This window comes from Paenibacillus sp. FSL F4-0087 (assembly GCF_038020215.1).
Classification (GTDB): domain Bacteria; phylum Bacillota; class Bacilli; order Paenibacillales; family Paenibacillaceae; genus Paenibacillus; species Paenibacillus taichungensis.
The window spans coordinates 3,425,494-3,443,418 of record NZ_JBBODJ010000001.1 but is presented as its reverse complement, the minus strand read 5'-3'; the positions used below and the strand labels follow the sequence as shown (position 1 = coordinate 3,443,418).

General features: G+C 48.0%; 18 protein-coding genes and 1 riboswitch. All 18 genes read right to left on the bottom strand.

Annotation, left to right across the window (positions count from 1 at the left end):
- Nucleotides 1-25: 25 nt before the first annotated feature.
- The 18 genes from atpD to MHB84_RS15785 all read right to left on the bottom strand — a co-directional run bounded on the left by atpD (nucleotide 26) and on the right by MHB84_RS15785 (nucleotide 17,308).
- Complete coding sequence (gene atpD, locus MHB84_RS15870; protein ID WP_024632716.1) at nucleotides 26-1,429, bottom strand: F0F1 ATP synthase subunit beta; 1,404 nt, start codon at nucleotides 1,427-1,429, stop codon at nucleotides 26-28.
- Nucleotides 1,430-1,525: 96 nt separating this feature from the next.
- Nucleotides 1,526-2,398, bottom strand: coding sequence for an ATP synthase F1 subunit gamma (gene atpG / locus MHB84_RS15865; protein WP_076287594.1), 873 nt, complete (start codon nucleotides 2,396-2,398; stop codon nucleotides 1,526-1,528).
- A 212-nt stretch (nucleotides 2,399-2,610) separates the two neighbouring features.
- Nucleotides 2,611-4,125 carry a F0F1 ATP synthase subunit alpha gene (gene atpA / locus MHB84_RS15860; RefSeq protein WP_076287593.1) on the bottom strand — a complete coding sequence of 505 codons (1,515 nt, stop codon included), beginning with the start codon at nucleotides 4,123-4,125 and terminating at the stop codon, nucleotides 2,611-2,613.
- A 16-nt stretch (nucleotides 4,126-4,141) separates the two neighbouring features.
- Nucleotides 4,142-4,690 (bottom strand): F0F1 ATP synthase subunit delta, encoded by a 549-nt coding sequence (locus MHB84_RS15855; protein ID WP_076287592.1) that lies wholly within the window; start codon nucleotides 4,688-4,690, stop codon nucleotides 4,142-4,144.
- A complete protein-coding gene (gene atpF, locus MHB84_RS15850; protein WP_024632720.1) occupies nucleotides 4,687-5,175 on the bottom strand; it encodes a F0F1 ATP synthase subunit B in 489 nt (162 codons plus the stop codon). The genes MHB84_RS15855 and atpF overlap by 4 nt, the downstream gene beginning before the upstream one ends.
- Nucleotides 5,176-5,289: 114 nt before the next feature.
- Entirely contained in the window at nucleotides 5,290-5,514 is a 225-nt protein-coding gene (gene atpE / locus MHB84_RS15845) for a F0F1 ATP synthase subunit C (RefSeq protein WP_017691934.1), read from the bottom strand.
- A gap of 78 nt (nucleotides 5,515-5,592) precedes the next feature.
- The gene (atpB, locus tag MHB84_RS15840) at nucleotides 5,593-6,411 is read right to left on the bottom strand and encodes a F0F1 ATP synthase subunit A (RefSeq protein ID WP_076287591.1); all 819 of its coding nucleotides are present in this window, start codon (nucleotides 6,409-6,411) and stop codon (nucleotides 5,593-5,595) included.
- 45 nt (nucleotides 6,412-6,456) lie between these two features.
- Nucleotides 6,457-6,834 (bottom strand): ATP synthase subunit I, encoded by a 378-nt coding sequence (locus MHB84_RS15835; protein ID WP_076287590.1) that lies wholly within the window; start codon nucleotides 6,832-6,834, stop codon nucleotides 6,457-6,459.
- Nucleotides 6,827-7,081, bottom strand: coding sequence for an AtpZ/AtpI family protein (locus MHB84_RS15830; protein ID WP_076287589.1), 255 nt, complete (start codon nucleotides 7,079-7,081; stop codon nucleotides 6,827-6,829). The genes MHB84_RS15835 and MHB84_RS15830 overlap by 8 nt, the downstream gene beginning before the upstream one ends.
- A 186-nt stretch (nucleotides 7,082-7,267) precedes the next feature.
- Nucleotides 7,268-8,425, bottom strand: coding sequence for a non-hydrolyzing UDP-N-acetylglucosamine 2-epimerase (wecB, locus tag MHB84_RS15825; protein ID WP_076287588.1), 1,158 nt, complete (start codon nucleotides 8,423-8,425; stop codon nucleotides 7,268-7,270).
- Nucleotides 8,426-8,475: 50 nt separating this feature from the next.
- Nucleotides 8,476-9,105, bottom strand: coding sequence for a uracil phosphoribosyltransferase (gene upp / locus MHB84_RS15820; RefSeq protein WP_053782842.1), 630 nt, complete (start codon nucleotides 9,103-9,105; stop codon nucleotides 8,476-8,478).
- Between the two features lie 428 nt (nucleotides 9,106-9,533).
- Nucleotides 9,534-10,781 (bottom strand): serine hydroxymethyltransferase, encoded by a 1,248-nt coding sequence (gene glyA, locus MHB84_RS15815; RefSeq protein WP_175381407.1) that lies wholly within the window; start codon nucleotides 10,779-10,781, stop codon nucleotides 9,534-9,536.
- 214 nt (nucleotides 10,782-10,995) lie between these two features.
- Nucleotides 10,996-11,589, bottom strand: a complete 594-nt coding sequence (locus tag MHB84_RS15810) for a TIGR01440 family protein (protein ID WP_076287587.1) — start codon at nucleotides 11,587-11,589, stop codon at nucleotides 10,996-10,998.
- A 138-nt stretch (nucleotides 11,590-11,727) separates the two neighbouring features.
- Nucleotides 11,728-11,809: riboswitch (ZMP/ZTP riboswitch) on the bottom strand.
- Between the two features lie 116 nt (nucleotides 11,810-11,925).
- On the bottom strand, nucleotides 11,926-12,498 hold the full coding sequence (locus tag MHB84_RS15805) for a low molecular weight protein arginine phosphatase (RefSeq protein WP_076287586.1): 573 nt from the start codon (nucleotides 12,496-12,498) through the stop codon (nucleotides 11,926-11,928).
- A 124-nt stretch (nucleotides 12,499-12,622) separates the two neighbouring features.
- Nucleotides 12,623-13,183, bottom strand: a complete 561-nt coding sequence (locus MHB84_RS15800) for a manganese efflux pump MntP (RefSeq protein ID WP_076287585.1) — start codon at nucleotides 13,181-13,183, stop codon at nucleotides 12,623-12,625.
- 173 nt (nucleotides 13,184-13,356) lie between these two features.
- Nucleotides 13,357-14,466: an L-threonylcarbamoyladenylate synthase gene (locus MHB84_RS15795; RefSeq protein ID WP_445322129.1), complete on the bottom strand. Its 1,110-nt coding sequence runs from the start codon at nucleotides 14,464-14,466 to the stop codon at nucleotides 13,357-13,359.
- Between the two features lie 324 nt (nucleotides 14,467-14,790).
- Entirely contained in the window at nucleotides 14,791-15,447 is a 657-nt protein-coding gene (spoIIR, locus tag MHB84_RS15790) for a stage II sporulation protein R (protein ID WP_076287583.1), read from the bottom strand.
- Between the two features lie 301 nt (nucleotides 15,448-15,748).
- Nucleotides 15,749-17,308, bottom strand: coding sequence for a glycosyl hydrolase family 18 protein (locus MHB84_RS15785; protein WP_076287582.1), 1,560 nt, complete (start codon nucleotides 17,306-17,308; stop codon nucleotides 15,749-15,751).
- Nucleotides 17,309-17,925 lie beyond the last annotated feature (617 nt).

The following is a 17,925-nucleotide window of genomic DNA, read 5'->3' as shown; positions in this document are numbered from 1 at the left end:
TCATAAGGACAATCCTGGATTCAGATTATACCAGTGTTTTGGCTTTCTCCACTGCCTCTTCAATTGTACCCACGAAGAGGAAAGCTGCTTCCGGAAGATCGTCGTGCTTGCCTTCGAGAATTTCTTTAAAGCTGCGCACCGTTTCTTTAACCGGAACGTATTTACCCGGAATACCGTTAAATGCTTCAGCAACGTGGAAAGGCTGGGACAAGAAACGTTGAATCTTACGAGCACGGTAAACGAGTGCTCTGTCTTCCTCACTCAACTCATCCATACCCAGAATCGCAATAATATCCTGCAATTCATTGTAACGCGCCAAGATGCGTTTAACGCCTTGAGCTACGTTGTAATGCTCTTCGCCTACAACTTCAGGGGACAAGATCCGGGAGCTGGATGCCAACGGATCTACCGCAGGGTAGATACCCATCTCTGAAATTTTACGCTCCAGGTTCGTCGTTGCATCCAAGTGGGCAAACGTCGTTGCTGGAGCCGGGTCAGTATAGTCATCCGCAGGCACGTAGATGGCCTGGATGGATGTTACTGAACCTTTTTTGGTCGAAGTGATACGTTCTTGCAGTTGACCCATTTCCGTTGCCAGCGTTGGTTGGTAACCTACCGCGGAAGGCATACGTCCGAGCAAGGCAGATACTTCTGAACCTGCTTGGGTGAAACGGAAGATGTTATCGATAAAGAGCAACACGTCACGGCCTTCTTCATCACGGAAGTATTCCGCCATGGTCAGACCTGTGAGGGCTACACGAAGACGTGCGCCTGGAGGCTCGTTCATTTGTCCGAAGACCATTGCTGTTTTGTTGATAACGCCTGAATCACTCATCTCGTGATACAAGTCATTACCTTCACGTGTACGCTCACCAACACCTGCGAATACGGAGATACCGCCGTGTTCTTGTGCGATGTTGTTGATCAATTCCTGAATCGTTACAGTTTTACCTACACCGGCACCACCGAAGAGACCGATTTTACCACCTTTGGCGTAAGGAGCCAACAAGTCGATAACTTTGATTCCTGTCTCCAGCATTTCAGCCTGGGTAGTCAGTTCATCAAATGCAGGAGCCGAGCGGTGAATCGGATTTTTATGTGCAGCAGCTACAGTGCCGCCAGTATCAATAGCTTCGCCGAGTACGTTAAATACACGACCCAGTGTCGCTTCCCCAACAGGTACAGAGATTGGAGCTCCTGTATCTACGGCTTCCATACCACGAACGAGTCCGTCCGTGGAGGACATCGCGATACAACGTACCCGGTTGTCACCCAGATGTTTCGAAGCTTCGAGTGTCAGATTCACACTTACGCCGCTTTCGCTTACTGTAGTGATCGTAATGGCATTGAGGATTTCCGGCAGACCGCCGCGATCAAACTCGACGTCAACAACCGGACCCATGATGCTCACAACGCGTCCTTTGTTCATCTTAACGTTCCCCTCCTACAAGCCTGCTAGTTTTGCAGAAATAAAGTTCCGTTCTCTGTTATCTCTGCACTGCAAGCCTTCATTAATAAAAAACGGTTAGCCTTGTGCTGCGTTGGCACCTGCCACAATTTCCGTAATCTCCTGCGTAATCGCCGCTTGACGAGCACGGTTATAGGTCAATGACAAGTCGTTGATGAGTTTCGATGCATTTTTGGTTGCATTACCCATCGCAGTCATTTTGGCACCCAACTCACTCGCCTTACCATTCAGAAGTGCACCGTAGATCAGCGTTTCCGCATAACGCGGTAGCAAAACTTCCAGTACAGCTTCAGCTGAAGGCTCGTATTCGTAGCTTGCCGTCGGTCCTTCCGCAGCAGTTACCTCAGGTGTTTCCATCGGAAGAAGTTTTTCTACCGTAGGAATCTGGGTCAACGCATTCACAAAGCGGTTATAACAAATGTACAATTCATCAAATTTAGCCAGCTCAAATCCTTGAACAGCTTCGTGTGCAATAGATTTGATATCTGCAAATGCTGGTGAATCGGATAGATCCGTTGTAGTGGATGCGATCGCAATTTCGCGCCGTCTGAAATAATCGCGTCCTTTACGCCCTATGACGAACAATTCGTAGTCATCCTGAGAGTTGTGTTTTTCTTTGAGTGTCAGATTGACCTGACGCAAAATATTTGCATTGTAACCACCCGCAAGACCACGGTCCGATGTAATGATTAGATAAGCTGTCTTTTTGACCGGACGACTCTCCAGCATCGGATGTTGAATTCCCTGCGTGCTTGATGCAATACTAGCCACAACTTCTTTCAGTTTCTCCGAATATGGACGAGCTGCTTCCGCTTTTTCCTGCGCTTTACGCAGTTTTGCAGCAGCAACCATCTCCATTGCTTTGGTGATCTGCTTGGTGCTTTGTACGCTTTTAATTTGCCGCTTTATTTCGCGCATGCCTTTTGCCATGATTTCACCACCTTCAAGTTTTGACGTAGTCAAAACTACTTCGTAAGCTCAAACTTAAACTTTGGCAGAGCCAAAGTTACTTCGTAAGCATTCAATAGTTTTGACCAAGTCAAAACTACTTCGTAAGCATAATCTTACCTTTGGCGGAGCCAAAGTTATACATGCAGACATGCGGAATCGGTTAAACAACTCCGCAACTGCATATCATCTATTTAGACGGAGACAGAAAAGCTCTTTCTGAACTTCTCGATAGCGCCCTTCAGAGCATTCTCATTGTCTGCAGTCAATTCTTTAGTATCACGGATGGATTGAAGAATCTCAGGATGGCTGCTCTCCATGAACGCGAGGAATTCTTGTTCAAAACGAGTCACATCACCTGTAGGAATTTCATCCAGGAATCCTTTAACCGCTGTGTACAAGCTGACAACCTGTTGTTCTACAGGCAAAGGCTGGTTCACACCCTGTTTCAGGATTTCCATCATGCGAGCACCACGATTCAGGCGGGCCTGAGTCGCTTTATCCAGATCGGAACCGAACTGGGAGAATGCTTGAAGCTCACGATATTGAGCGAGGTCGAGACGCAGGGAACCTGCAACCTTTTTCATCGCTTTGATCTGAGCAGAACCACCAACACGGGATACGGAGATACCTACGTTGATCGCCGGGCGTTGTCCAGCATTGAACAAGTCAGCTTCCAAGAAGATTTGTCCGTCCGTAATGGAGATTACGTTCGTCGGAATGTAAGCAGATACGTCGGAAGCTTGTGTTTCAATGAACGGCAGTGCGGTTAAAGAACCACCACCAAGCTCATCATTCAGCTTCGCTGCACGCTCCAGCAAACGGGAGTGCAAGTAGAAGACATCACCCGGATAAGCCTCACGACCCGGTGGACGGCGAAGAAGCAAGGAGAGTTCACGATATGCGGAAGCTTGTTTGGTCAAATCATCGTAGATAACCAACACGTGCTCACCTTTGTACATAAAGTACTCACCCATCGAACAACCGGAATACGGTGCGATGTACAACAATGGTGATGGATCAGATGCTGCTGCAGTTACAACAATCGTGTACTCCATTGCGCCTTTACGACGAAGAGTTTCTACGACTTGTGCAACTGTAGATTGTTTTTGACCGATAGCAACGTAGATACATTTCATGCCGCTGCCTTTTTGGTTTAGGATCGCATCAATTGCGATTGATGTTTTACCTGTTTGACGGTCACCGATGATCAACTCACGTTGTCCGCGACCGATTGGAACCATTGCGTCAATCGCTTTGATCCCTGTTTGCATCGGCTCATGAACTGATTTACGATCCATTACGCCTGGTGCTTTACCTTCAACCGGACGGAATTCCGTTGTAGCGATTGGCCCTTTGCCATCCACTGGAATACCGAGCGGGTTAACAACGCGTCCAATCAATGCTTCGCCAACAGGCACTTGCATGATTTGACCGGTACGTTTTACTTGGTCGCCTTCACGAATATCATAGTAAGGTCCTAGGATAACGACACCAACGTTGCTCTCTTCCACGTTCATGGCGAGTCCCATAACACCGCTTGGGAATTCAACCAACTCGTTGGACATTACGTTCTCAAGTCCGTATACACGAGCAATACCATCACCGACCTCAATAACTGTCCCGACTTCGACTACATCGATATCGGTTTTGTATTGTTCGATCTGGCTCTTAATTAATGTACTGATTTCTTCTGGTTTGATACTCAAGTGTCCTCACCCCAATCTACTGTACTCGTCTGTTAAAAGACTGCTCAAGACGTTCGAGCTTGCCAGCCAAGCTGCCGTCATAGATCGTATCGCCAATGGCGACTTTCAATCCGCCCAGCAGAGTCGGATCAACAAAATTCTCGATACGAATCTTTTTATTCACACGGCCACCGAATTCACGGGCAACCGCTTCTTTTTCTTCATCATTCAATGCATAAGTCGAGTAGACGCGCGCATCAGCTATGCCGAGCGACTCGCCTTGGATCTTCAGATAATCATTCAGCAAAGCTTCCAGCAATTCAACGCGTCCGCGCTCAATCAACAGCAGAACTGTGCGAAGGACAGGCTCGGACACCTTTCCATCAAGGCTTGAATGAAGGACATTCTGCTTTGCTTCGTCCGAGATGTTGGGAGATACGATGAATTTTTCGATATCAGCATCCCCAGTCAATGCACTGACAACCACACGCAGTTCCTGTTCAACTTCAAGTACCTGCTGCTGCTGAAGAGCAACTTCGAACAATGCTTTCGCATAACGCTTGGCAACTATCGTATCGCGGCTCATTGTCGGCCTCCTACCTCATTGAGGTATTGGTTCACAAGTTCCTCTTGTGCAGGACCGTTCTCAACTTCTTTTTTGATCAATTTGGAAGCGATTTGAACGGAAGCTGTACCCAGTTCGCTGCGAAGCGCTGCGACCGCTTTGTTCTTCTCACTCTCAATCTCACGTACAGCATCGTCTTTGAGACGATTAGCTTCTGCTTTCGCATCAGCCAAGATCGATTCGGCTTGTTTACCGCCCGTTTGTTTGGACTGTTCAATGATGTCGTAAGCATCTTTGCGCGCTTGCTCCAGAGCTTGTTTTTGTTCCTCCACATAGGCAATGGCCTGTTCCCGAGTCTGAGCAGCCTCATTCATCTGCGTCATCACGAGTTCACGACGTTTTTCCATAATGGAGAACAAAGGCCCGAAAGCATAACGGCTAAGCAGCCAATATAAAATTGCAAATGCAATAATCGCAAGAAGCGTATTTTCCCATACGAAACTCAATCTGTTCACTCCTTCCTGGAGGTATCCTTGAAACGTCATCCGTTAGAACGGACATTACCTAAAAAGAAGGCGCGGATGGCTATGGCCTTCCCCGCCAAACCTGTATCGATTTAATTAAGCCATACCGTAGAACATGAACGCCAGTACCACACCGATGATCGGCAATACCTCGATCAGACCTACACCGATAAACATTGTTGTTTGAAGAGTGGATTTCGCTTCCGGTTGACGAGCGATACCTTCCACCGTTTTGCTGATTACCATACCGTTACCAATACCTGCGCCAAACGCGCCCAGTCCTGCAACAATTGCTGCTGCGATTAATGCCATTGCTCCCATTTGTATATCCTCCTTAAAATGTTAAATCGAATTTTTTATTGTTCAGCCTGGTGAAGAAATCTTCGTAGGGCTTGAAACTTAATGTTCGTCATGCGTCTCGATGCTTTGTGAAATGTACACCATCATCAAGATTACAAAAACAAATGCCTGGATTGCGCCGATAAAGATACTAAAGCCCTGCCACACCATAAGCAACGGAATCGCTGCAATGGCACCAAACACTTTGAACGTGGTCAGCTTCAGGATCGTTGTAATCAGTACCTCGCCCGCGAAAATATTCGCGAACAAACGCATTCCGTGTGTCAGCAGCTTGGATGCCGTCTCTATCAGGTTGATCGGCAAGAACAAGGCGAACGGTTTAAGATAATGCTGGAGATATCCTCTTGTGTTACGGAACAATCCGAGTCCATGAGATACCAGGAATGCTACGAGTGCCAGTCCCATCGTTACAGACAAGTCGGCTGTCGGTGATTTCCACCAAGCCAGTTCAACGTGTGGATGTGCTTCAGGGTCTTTGGCATGCGCTTCATTAAACGCATCAACAGCAGTGACAATCGGTTGATTGAATACCTGCGCCTGACTAACCTCCGTAACTTCAGTAACCGCCTGAAACGGAAGACCTAGCATATTACCTACAAAAATGAACATAATCATGGAAAGAGCGAGAGAGATAAAATGTTTCCCTTTCTTCATATCCATCGTGCTGGAAATCAGATTGCGGACGAATTCTACTGCCCACTCCATAAAATTTTGCAGCTTGCCGGGGTTTTCAACGGATAATCTACGTGTTGCTAGTACAGCAAAAATGAAAACAAGTGCACCTGTAACCACCAGCATCAACAGAACCGATAGATCCAGTCGAAATCCGCCAAGCATAATAATTGGAGCTTCATGCATATTTTTCTCACCCCTTTCTCGACTTGAAAGCTGCAGCACCTAACATCATTCTGCTCTGCGGGAATAGACGATCCCTATAATCAGTAAGGAAAATTGTGCAATGACCAGACCGCCTGCAACCGCATATGTATTGAAGTACTGCGGAAAGCGCATCGATATGAAGATACCGAGCACTGCGAGTGCCGCTCTTGTCAAAAATCCCAGGTTCACACGCTTCAAGTTACCTTCTGCCGCATCATCAGACATTTTCCTTACTTTGAAGCCCAGGTAAAATGCATTGATCCAGCTAATTCCTGTACCCAGGGCCAGTCCCAAAGCAATTGTCTCCACACGTGGCATAAAGGCCGCTGCGAGAAAACAAATCATAAGAAAGTACATGATGAAAACAGTCATCATTCTGCGGTATCTGGTTAGTTCACTCATCACTTTCCCCCATGAATTTTTTCGCGATAAAGTAGATGCTTACGCCGCCTGCTGCCAAAAAAAAGAGAACGCTTACGGCGATCCATATTCCGCTACCCCCGATGGTCTTGTCCAACCAGGAGCCAACGTAATATCCGGCAACAGCGAGAATGGCAATCTCGATTCCAAAAGCTGTCACGAGCCCCATTGCTTTCCACACATTATCATCATGGTTACGGGATGAATTTGGTTTGTTCGAATCGGCCATTTTCCACGCCACCCTTGCAATCCCAGTTAATTTTACTGAATGATGAGAGCCTTTGTCAATTGAATGATTTTAGCGTTTTAAAGGGGAAAACGACGGGATTACAGGCCATCAGAGCCCATAAACCCGCGTAAACCGTACAGTTTAACTGTATGCTGTACCCTTTATTAATCCATCAGAAAAAATGAATTATTTTTTGAATTTTCTGTGAAATGATTCCGGACGTTCACTATTCACACCAAAATGATGCAAAATCGCATTGACAATTCTTTCCGAAGCATGTCCATCACCATACGGATTGGCAGCCTGACTCATGCTTGCATACAGTGTTTCGTCTGTAAGCAGAGCTTTGGTCCGCTCATACACACGTTCCTCTTCGGTACCCACCAGCTCCAGTGTTCCAGCCTCAATTCCTTCCGGACGCTCCGTTGTATCCCGAAGAACGAGAACCGGTACACCAAACGAAGGCGCTTCTTCCTGCAAACCACCTGAATCTGTCAAAATCAAGTGAGTATGCGGGTAAAAGTTATGCAAATCCACCACGTCTAGTGGATCAATAAGTTGAATACGGGGGTGATTCCCCAAAATCGCGTGAGCCGGCTCCTTCACAGCAGGACTTAGATGCACCGGATACACGATGGCAATATCCTCAAACTCGTCGGCAATCCGTTTGACGGCCTGGAAAATGTTACGGTGAGGCTCGCCTTGGGATTCACGGCGGTGAGCTGTCATCAGCACAAGACGCTTACCCTGTGCCCAATCTAGTACCGGATGTGTGTAATCCTGCCGTACTGTATATTGAAACACATCTGTTACCGTGTTGCCTGTGACATACGTACTAGACTCCGATTTATTTTCTTTGGCAAGATTGGAAGACGACCAGTCCGTAGGCGCAAAATGCAAGTCAGCAAGCACTCCGGTTAACTGACGATTCATTTCTTCCGGGTATGGAGAGAGCTTGTTCCATGTGCGAAGACCTGCTTCCACATGACCCACCTGGATCTGCTGCAGGAACGCAGCATAGCTGGCTACAAACGTTGTCAGCGTATCACCGTGAACCAACACGATATCCGGCTTTGCTTCACGCAAAACCGGCTCCAGGCCTCCCAGCACACGAATCGTAATTTCATTCAACGTCTGGCGATCTTTCATCACATCCAGATCGTAGTCTGGATGAATATTGAATACTTCAAGAACCTGATCCAGCATCTGACGATGCTGTGCAGTAACGCAAACGATCGATTCAATAGATTCGGGATGTTTCTGCAGTTCCAAAATAAGCGGAGCCATCTTGATGGCTTCCGGGCGCACCCCGAATATCGTCATGACTTTAATTTTCTTGGACATTGAAGCAAAGCCCCTTTTCTATAAGTTCCGATTACAAGCATGCGATATGCTTATTTAGTGCCGTATAGACGGTCTCCTGCATCTCCCAGTCCGGGAACAATATAGCCGTGATCATCCAGACGGTCGTCCAGTGCAGCAACGTAGATGTCTACATCCGGATGCGCATCCTGAACAGCTTTCACTCCTTCAGGAGCTGCCACCAGGTTCATCATTTTGATTTGCGTGCAGCCGCGTTTTTTGAGCACGTCAATAGCAGCAATGGCAGAACCGCCAGTTGCCAGCATCGGGTCGATGACAATCAACTGACGCTCTGTAACGTCCGTAGGCAGCTTGGTGTAGTACTCAACAGGTTGCAGGGTTTCCGGGTCACGGAACAAACCTACATGTCCAACTTTTGCCGCTGGCAGCAATTTAACAACACCATCCAGCATTCCAAGGCCTGCACGCAAAATCGGAACCAGCCCAAGCATACGTCCAGAAATGACTTTTCCTTGTGTTTCAGCTACTGGTGTCTGTACATCAATAGTCTCCAGCTCAACATCTCTTGTAATCTCATAAGCCATCAGTGTTGCCACTTCATCCACCAATTCACGAAAATCTTTCGTATTCGTACGCATGTCGCGTATAAACGTCAGTTTGTGTTGAATCAAAGGGTGATCACATATTACTAATTTTCCCATCTAATTTGTCCCTCCGGTATGTTCTTCATGTTCAGCATTACCAAATATGCCTAATCATCATTCATAGGCCCCGATAAATCCTGTATATTATATCATCACCTACACCGAATTACACCATCAAAGGGCACTCAATCATTACAGAAAACCGAATCCTATAAAAATAGGACCGGAAAAATGAGTCTTCCGGTCCTTTTTGCTCTCGCTGTTATGTCAGTTGAGATGATGAAATGCATGTAAACACAATGATGCTCCGCAAACAGAATGACCCTTCGATCGCTGTTATCCCCGGATTTTTTTGAACCCCTTTATTAAGGGGAACATCCGGGGATAAAGGCGAACGCTACGCTTCTACGTCTTCATTCTGTCTGCTCCCCGTCTGAGTGTTTACATAAGAACATCTCAAATACAAACACCATGAGCAAGTTTTTTTAGTATTTAAGGTCAGTGTACAGCGGGAATTGATCCGTAAGTGCCGTTACTTCAGCACGGGCTTCGTCCAATTTAGCTGCATCTTTAGGGTTTTTCAATGTTTTAGCAATGATTTTACCAATAGCTACCATCGCTTCTTCGTTCATACCACGCGAAGTAGCAGCAGGTGTACCGATACGGATACCGCTCGTTACAAACGGGCTAGTTGGATCAAACGGAATTGCATTTTTGTTCACGGTAATGCCGATGGAATCAAGTACATGCTCGGCTTCTTTACCTGTGATATTCACGCTGCGTGTGTCGATCAGCATCAGGTGGTTGTCTGTACCGCCGGATACGATGTTCAATCCTTCAGCAATCAGTGTTTCAGCCAATACTTGTGCATTTTTTACCACGTTTTGTGCATACGTTTTGAACGAAGGTTGCAATGCTTCACCAAATGCTACCGCTTTGGAAGCAATCACGTGCATCAGAGGTCCACCTTGGGAACCCGGGAATACCGCTTTATCAATCGCTGCTGCCCAAGCTTTGCGGCACAGAATCATACCACCACGAGGTCCACGCAGCGTTTTGTGTGTAGTTGTCGTTACGAAATGCGCATGTGGAACCGGGCTTGGATGCAAGCCTGCAGCAACCAGTCCTGCGATGTGAGCCATATCCACCATGAACAAAGCACCTACATCATTAGCGATGGAAGCAAGCTTTTCAAAATCAATGGTACGCGGATATGCACTTGCACCTGCAACGATCATACGAGGGCGATGTTTAAATGCAGCTTTGCGCACTTCATCATAATCAATCAGGAATGTATCTTCTTGTACACCGTATGCCACGAAATTGTACAGCAATCCGGAAGCGTTAACCGGGCTACCATGTGTGAGGTGTCCGCCATGCGCAAGGTTCATACCCAGAACGGTATCACCTGGTTTCAGAGCCGCAAGGTATACTGCCATGTTCGCTTGTGCACCGGAGTGAGGTTGAACATTCACATGTTCTGCTCCAAACAATTCTTTGGCACGATCACGCGCGATATCTTCTACGATATCCACATGCTCACAACCACCATAGTAACGTTTGCCCGGATATCCTTCAGCGTACTTGTTGGTAAGTACAGATCCCATTGCCTCGATAACCGCTTCGCTTACGATGTTCTCGGACGCGATCAGCTCAATGTTGTTTTGTTGACGTTTTAGTTCAAGATTCATCGCTTCCAGTACTGCCGGGTCATTCTTGCGCAATTGTTCCATGATTAAATTCCTCCAGTTATAAGTGAAGTTATAAAGCGAAATCATGTTTACACGAAAACGGAGAGTGCAACACCAATCTGGAGAAGCAGAGCGTTCGCCTTTATCACCGGATTTCCCCTTATATAAGAGATTCAAAAAATCTGGGGATAACAGCGATCGTAAGATGGTGATGCAATCGAAGTCAGGAGTGTAACCAATCGTTTCGGTTTATACGTTAGTCACAAAATGTCGAATCTGGTTGCTCTTCCATACGATACACTGCACGCTCGCCGCCAATCAACTTTGGACGAGTCAATGCTGTAGTTACACGGGCATCACCGATGTAGCGGAGTGCTGTGCGGAAGGGTACTGCCACATGCCGCAAATGCATGCCAATCATCGTCTCCCCAATATCCAGTCCCGCATGGGCCTGCACATGTTCAGCCAGGCATGGATCGGTCAGCGAGCGATACGCTGCGGATGCCATGGAACCACCTGCTTTGGGCACAGGTACTGCACCCACTTCAGTCAATCCAAGACGTGTAAGCAGTGAACGCTCCATAACCAGTGCACGGTTCAGGTGCTCACAGCATTGGAATACAACATCAAAACCGAACTCCTGCTGCACCTCGCGTATACCCGCAAGAAGCTGCTGCGCTACTTCAACCGCACCGCCTGTACCAATCCGTTTGCCTGCGACTTCACTTGTACTTGTACCGATCACAACGATCTGTCCAGTTCCAAGCTGTCCGGCAAGCGCCAGTTCACGCAGAATGGATGCGGTCTGTTCATGCAATCCGGGTTGTTCCGAATCTAATTCAATAGTCATCCTATCGCCTCCCGATAAAATCATGCCCGGCTTCCTCTTGGTGCCCTTGGTATTCTTGCATGGCATTTCAGGTACTATTATAGCGAATAATCAGATGAAAGACGAAAAAAAGAGCAGTCTGCGGGTAACGCAGAATTGCTCTTTTGCCCAGGCGACCGGCCGTTTGTTCCGGTGCTCCATCGTGGTTATGCCCACTTCGTCGCCAGTTACACCGGATCCCTGTTTTCCCATCCATCATAAAACAACCTGCGTTTAAAATCAACGGGTAATTTACATCCCGTGTACGTTTTTTTATATGGTAATCCACCGGTAGCTGGAATGATTAAACGAATCCAATTAACCCAGCTTGTCCAAAAGTCTGTCGAGCGCGGTCCGAATCTCTGCCGCAGCGATGTTGTAATCGTCGCGACTGCCGCCAAACGGGTCCGAAATATCAAAACTCGGAATACGCTGTCTGATCTCGATTGCCCGCTCACGTTCAGATGCCAAAATCTCCTGACCCAGCGCACGTTTCATCTCCAATGTCGCAAACAGGCTGTCCAATTCCTGAAGATCATTCAGGACTTGTTCATCATTTTCCACATACTCTTTCAAGGTATAGGTCTTGTGTACAGAGTCGGGAAAAACCTGCATAACATGCTGTTTATGACTGCGTGTCAATGTGAGGATCAGATCGGCCCAACCGACCAGGTTGGAGCTAAGTAGCGTCGAATGAGGTGGTCCCTCCACGTTGTGATCCCTTAATACGGCCTCCGCATGACGGGAAATCGGCATGCCCGTTGTGGCGGCTACACCTGCGGAACGAACGTCCACCTGAATGCCCCGCTCAGACGCCAGTTTACGTAAAAGTCCCTCCGCCATGGGGCTGCGACATGTATTCCCTGTACATACAAACAAAATATGTTTCATTGTGGTTAGCCTCCCCATTTTGCAAATGTTGTCGAATCATGTTTGAAACCAAATCTGAACAAATGAACCTCTTAACTATATATTGAAGACTGCACTAGGCTGTAATCATGGTTAACGTCGTTTTTTAAAATATAAACAAAAGTCCAAAAGCGAGCAAGATCGCTCCGCCAACCGCTTCCCCGTAATCGCCCATGTTTTGGCTCACACGCCGTCCCAACAGCAGACCCATAACGGACATCGCTCCACCACAGACACCAAAAGCCAGTACTGTTAACACCAAGTCACTGCTGAACATGCCGAGCGAGACTCCAACGGAAAACGAATCTACACTGACACTCAGTGAGAACAGTATCACACCGAGCAAAGATCGATGATCCACCAGTTTGGTGTCTCCCTCCCGGAAAGCGTTCAAGATCATATGGGCACCGAGCAGGACCAGCAGACCGCCAGCTGCATACGTCGTAATGTCACCAAGCAGGGAACTGACGTATTTGCCCGTATACATACCAATGAGTGGCATGATGATGTGAAACAGGGCCGTTACGGTACTGATTCGCAATACGTCTCTCAGACGAATACCCTTCATGCCAATCCCGATACCGAGTGAGAACGCGTCGAGTCCGAGAGCGACGGCCATAATCAAAATGGTTACCAACTGCCCAACATGGGCAGACACATCCCACATCCCCATACCCCCAAGTCACGTAAAGGTTCTTGTACACCATATGCGGACAAGAACACAAACATGACCTGATAAGGCTTTTTGCATGGCTGGCATTCAAAAAATGAATGGCTAGTCGTGGCTAGAGGGCGGGTGCCAAGGGGAAGTATTCATAGCGATATTATGGAAAAAGGGAGCTATCGGTTACCGACCTGAATGAGTCGGTGACCTGCCGCCTTGAGCAGCCGGTTCATGACGGCTGCTCCCAGCCCTTCGCGCGAGCAGGCTTCAGCCACAATATATGTGGCCCCCTGCTCATCGCAGCTGCGCAGCGCGGCGTACAGCCGACGCGCTGCTTCCTCCAGCTCGCTGGCTTCGCCCAGCGAGAACACGGCATCGGCGCGGTACTGCTCCGCGTGCTCGGCGAACGCCAGCACCGCGGTGCGCTCCCCGCGTTGCGCCGCCTCTGCGAGGGCGGCGCTGATCCAGGCCGCCACCGCTGCGGGCGGCCCCTCCACCACGCACAGCGCACCTGTGGGCGCGTAGTGCGTGTACTTCATGCCCGGCGAGCGCGGCGCCGGGCTATCATCGCCACCGGGCCCCTCGGCGAGCAGCGCCGGGTCCGTGGCGACACGGGCGGCAACGGCGGACAGCTGTTCCGCCGTAATGCCGCCAGGGCGCAGGATGGTGACGGTACCGTCGTCACCGACCTGCACCACCGTGGACTCGACGCCCACCCCGGTGGGGCCGCCGTCCACGATGCCGCCGATGCGGCCTGCCAGATCCTCGCTCACATGTGCAGCGAGGGTCGGGCTTGGCCGCCCGGAGCGGTTAGCGCTCGGCGCGGCAACCGGGCATTCCGCCGCCGCGATCAACTGCAAGGCCACCGGATGATCCGGCATCCGCACGGCCACCGTGTCCAAACCAGCGGTAACCCGCGGGGATACCGCCCCTGGCCTAACCGGCAGCACAAGCGTAAGCGGCCCCGGCCAGAAGGCTGCCATCAGAGCCTCCGCTGTGCCATTCACTTCCGTGACCAGTGAATCCAACTGGTCACGCTGTGCAATATGAACAATCAGCGGATTGTCTGAAGGCCGCCCCTTGGCTGCAAATACAGCTTCCACCGCAGCTGTACTGCGAGCGTCTGCACCCAGACCGTATACCGTCTCGGTTGGGAATGCCACGGTCTGCCCTTGACGAAGACAGGCTGCAGCATCCTGTAGGTCAGCAAGAGCCTGTTTATACGCACTCCCTTTTGCCGCCTCATCCTTGTTCTCATTGGTTACCAATACATTGACATCCCACATACTTGTAACCATTTTCTCTGTACTTTCATCGTTCTCCATACCTTTCATGGAAGACTGATGCAATTGCTCGTTTTCTCTCATCATATATCCATCATTCCTAAACTTCAGTAGGGTAGTTAATGCAAGACATCCCGCTTCCGCGATGCCTTCTTCGCTTATATTTTCTGATTCCTATAATTATAACATATCTGCTCTGCCCGAGGATGCGGTCTGAATCTTGCCAGCGATTAACATCACATAGTCTCTGACTCGAACCCATAATAAAACAAAAGGGCACTTCCCTGAATCGAAGTCCCCCTGATAAAGTTTATATCTAGCACCATGTTATACAAACAATCCCGATACCCAATCCCATAATTTGATCGCCATATCCCACAGGAAGAAACGTGCTTCCGGTGTAGCTGCCTGCACAGAAGCTTGTGCGTCCCCAGGCTCAGCAGCTGCTGATGCTGTTGAAGGCTTCGCCAGTGCATCACCTGTTCCTGCATCTATGAAGCATAATGGTGGAAACAACACACACCACCAGTTTTGTCCTTCACCTTTTCCCAGTGTTATCCGCACTGATTCGTAATCTCCAGCAGGATATACGGTACCACCATATAATTTGGTTGGAAACGGAACTACCCCCAGTTCCACCTGATATGAATAGGTTAAGCCACGATTGGCAAGCTCTTCTCCCACACGATCCTCTATTTCAGATAGATGCTGACGAATGACCCCACGCGCTTCTTCCAGACTTTGCGGATTCTCCAGTTCGGTTACCCACTCATTCATTTGGGCAACGACGGCGTCACGAATCTCGCGTTTGACCAATTGATCTCCCGCTGCATCCGAGTTTGCGAGAATACGCAAACGAATGGATTGTTCCGGAATCGCTGTGGCCGCCACAGCTGCATCGGTTTTCTGACCTTCCCACATCATAATAATCATCATAAGACATACAATTATAAGTCCAATTTGTTTCACGATTCTTCTGCTCATTCCATTCTCCCCCTCGGCTCCCGTGATCATGATCCCTGTAACTCTCTCATGTCTATCAGTATGCCCGGAAGAGACGGAAGTAAACCTGCTAGATTACAAATCTACTAAAATTTTAATAGGCGGGTAAGACTTAAAACGAAAGGACTATTATCTCCCTCATGAAACTGGCGAAAAGTCAAAAAAGCGCCTGCCTATGGAACACTTTTCGGCTGGCACTTCTTTGATTAATCTAAAACTCTATCCTAGCCTTGATGTTCCATTTAGCATGCTGTTTGAATACCCTTGCTTCTCGGCTTCTGGGTTATTTATTCACCCGGAAAGCTTCCCAAGCCCCGCCAACCGAATTGCGGCTCGCTACAAGTTTACCGCCATTATTCAGATCACAGGTCACATACAGGTTATTGGCGAGAGCCTGCAACGCGATTGTTCCATCACCCAAATCTACACGATTGAACTTCTCCCATTGCTGAATGGTTGTGGCTTTTGCGATCAGGGCACCACCTAGATTAACATCTGCTGTGACATATTTATTATTGATCTTGGACTTGAGAGACACCGTTCCATCGGAGTTCGTGATCCATTCAAAAAGCTCCCAGTCTCCTGCCGTCGTCCGATTGGCGACAAGCTGGTCATTGCCCTGGTTATCAGCAGAGACGATTTGCTGATTGGCTTGAGCAACCAGATAGTTGTACCCACTTGGATTCGGAGGCTGCACTGTGCCCCCACCCGTAACCTCTGAATATACAGCCTGAAGCAGCGCACCTGAGCGGTCATTGCTGTACTCCCAGAACATGATGCCACCCAGATTGCTGTTTTTCACATATTGCACCTTCAGGCTGAGTGATTGCGGGTCATCATAGGAGATAAAGGTATTTCCATTAAACAGATAAGGAGCTTGGGCACTGCTGTCCCAGTATCGTGTATATCCGTTTTTATTCAAATACTGGCTGACAATAGTGTTGTAGTCGGGTTCAAAACCACCTGAACCGGGCCTGTCCAAACCATTGTTCGAATTCTGAACCCCAGTCCAGGCCCGGCCATAAAAGGCTCCGCCAATGACCAGTTTGTTCGCGGGAACACCGCTATTTCTGAACAGATTGACCGCAGACGTTACACTAATATCTCTTCCGGACAGATTCGTATGATGCCCAGTGGTTGCATCCCAGGTTCCATGAAAATCGTAAGTCATCAGATTGATCCAATCGAGCAGAGGCGTGATATTATTGATCTCCACACCGTTCAGATAACTGCTGCTCGCTCCGGCGGCAATGGTCAGCAGATATTGTTTGCCATTAATCTGTCCTTGAGCATTCAGCTTCTCCCGCACCTTCGAGAGCAGTTGTGTGAAGTTTTGTTTATCCTGCGGCCGCGCAGTTGTACCAGCAGCAGGGTTGGTCGGATATTCCCAATCCAGATCGACACCATCCAGATTGTTGGAGGTTACTAACTGCACAATGCTGTCGGCGAATGTTGTGCGTGAGGCATCCGTTAGCGCAGCGTCTGAAAAACCGTTAGCTCCCCAACCGCCAACAGACAATAACACCTTCAGATCAGGGTTTCTGGATTTCAATCCAACCATCATTTGCAGTTTGGTACGATCTGAATTTGTAATTGTTGCTTTGCCGTTAGAGATGAGAGCGAAGGAATAATTGATATGAGAGAGCTGTTCTGCCTTGATATCATTCGCGGTCCAGTTGGCCCAACCAGCCACATAAGCAATAATTTTCTTCGGAAGAGGAGCTGCGTCAGCTTGTTTCGCTGGTCCGATGGCAAATGTTGAAACAGTTAGTGCAAAAGATAAAAACAAGAGCATGAACACTTTTACAAATGAAGGGATCGTACCAACTCGATTTAGGTTCATTATATAACTCTCCTTTGGGGTTTTAATTTTAGGAATTCAGCAGCACCCTTACATTTTGGTTAGCAGGAGGATCACGCCCTGTACTCCCTACTACTTCTCTCGTTAATGCCGCTGAAAGACTATGTTTGTTGATCCACATCGCCTTTTCACCCTCTCTTTTCCAATCAAATCAGAATCAAAGGAAGCGTTTACAATTAAATGTAATCGATTTCATTTATGAGAAAAAGAAATCTGGTTCGCAGAAAATCATGGATGGAATAAATAGATTCGCAGATAAAAGTAGGCTAACTTAAATAGGATCATAGTACATTAAGCTGAAGGGCAATGGGATATCAAAGGATCTTTATAGCTGAAATATTTTGATAATCTAGGGAAGAACACACCAGCGAATTACGGTTACATTCATCATTGGCATGACTGGGTGTATGGATGAGGAGTAGGTTCATAACCCACTTTCAAAGTATTGATTACTGTCTAACGTGTAGAGTGTATAAGTAGGCGGGCAAGTTACTGATATAATCTAGTTAAAATTAGGATAATACAGAATTGAAATATTTGTCAATAAAAATTAAATTTGTCATTCTTCCAAAGTTACAAATTCACATCTATTTTAAAAA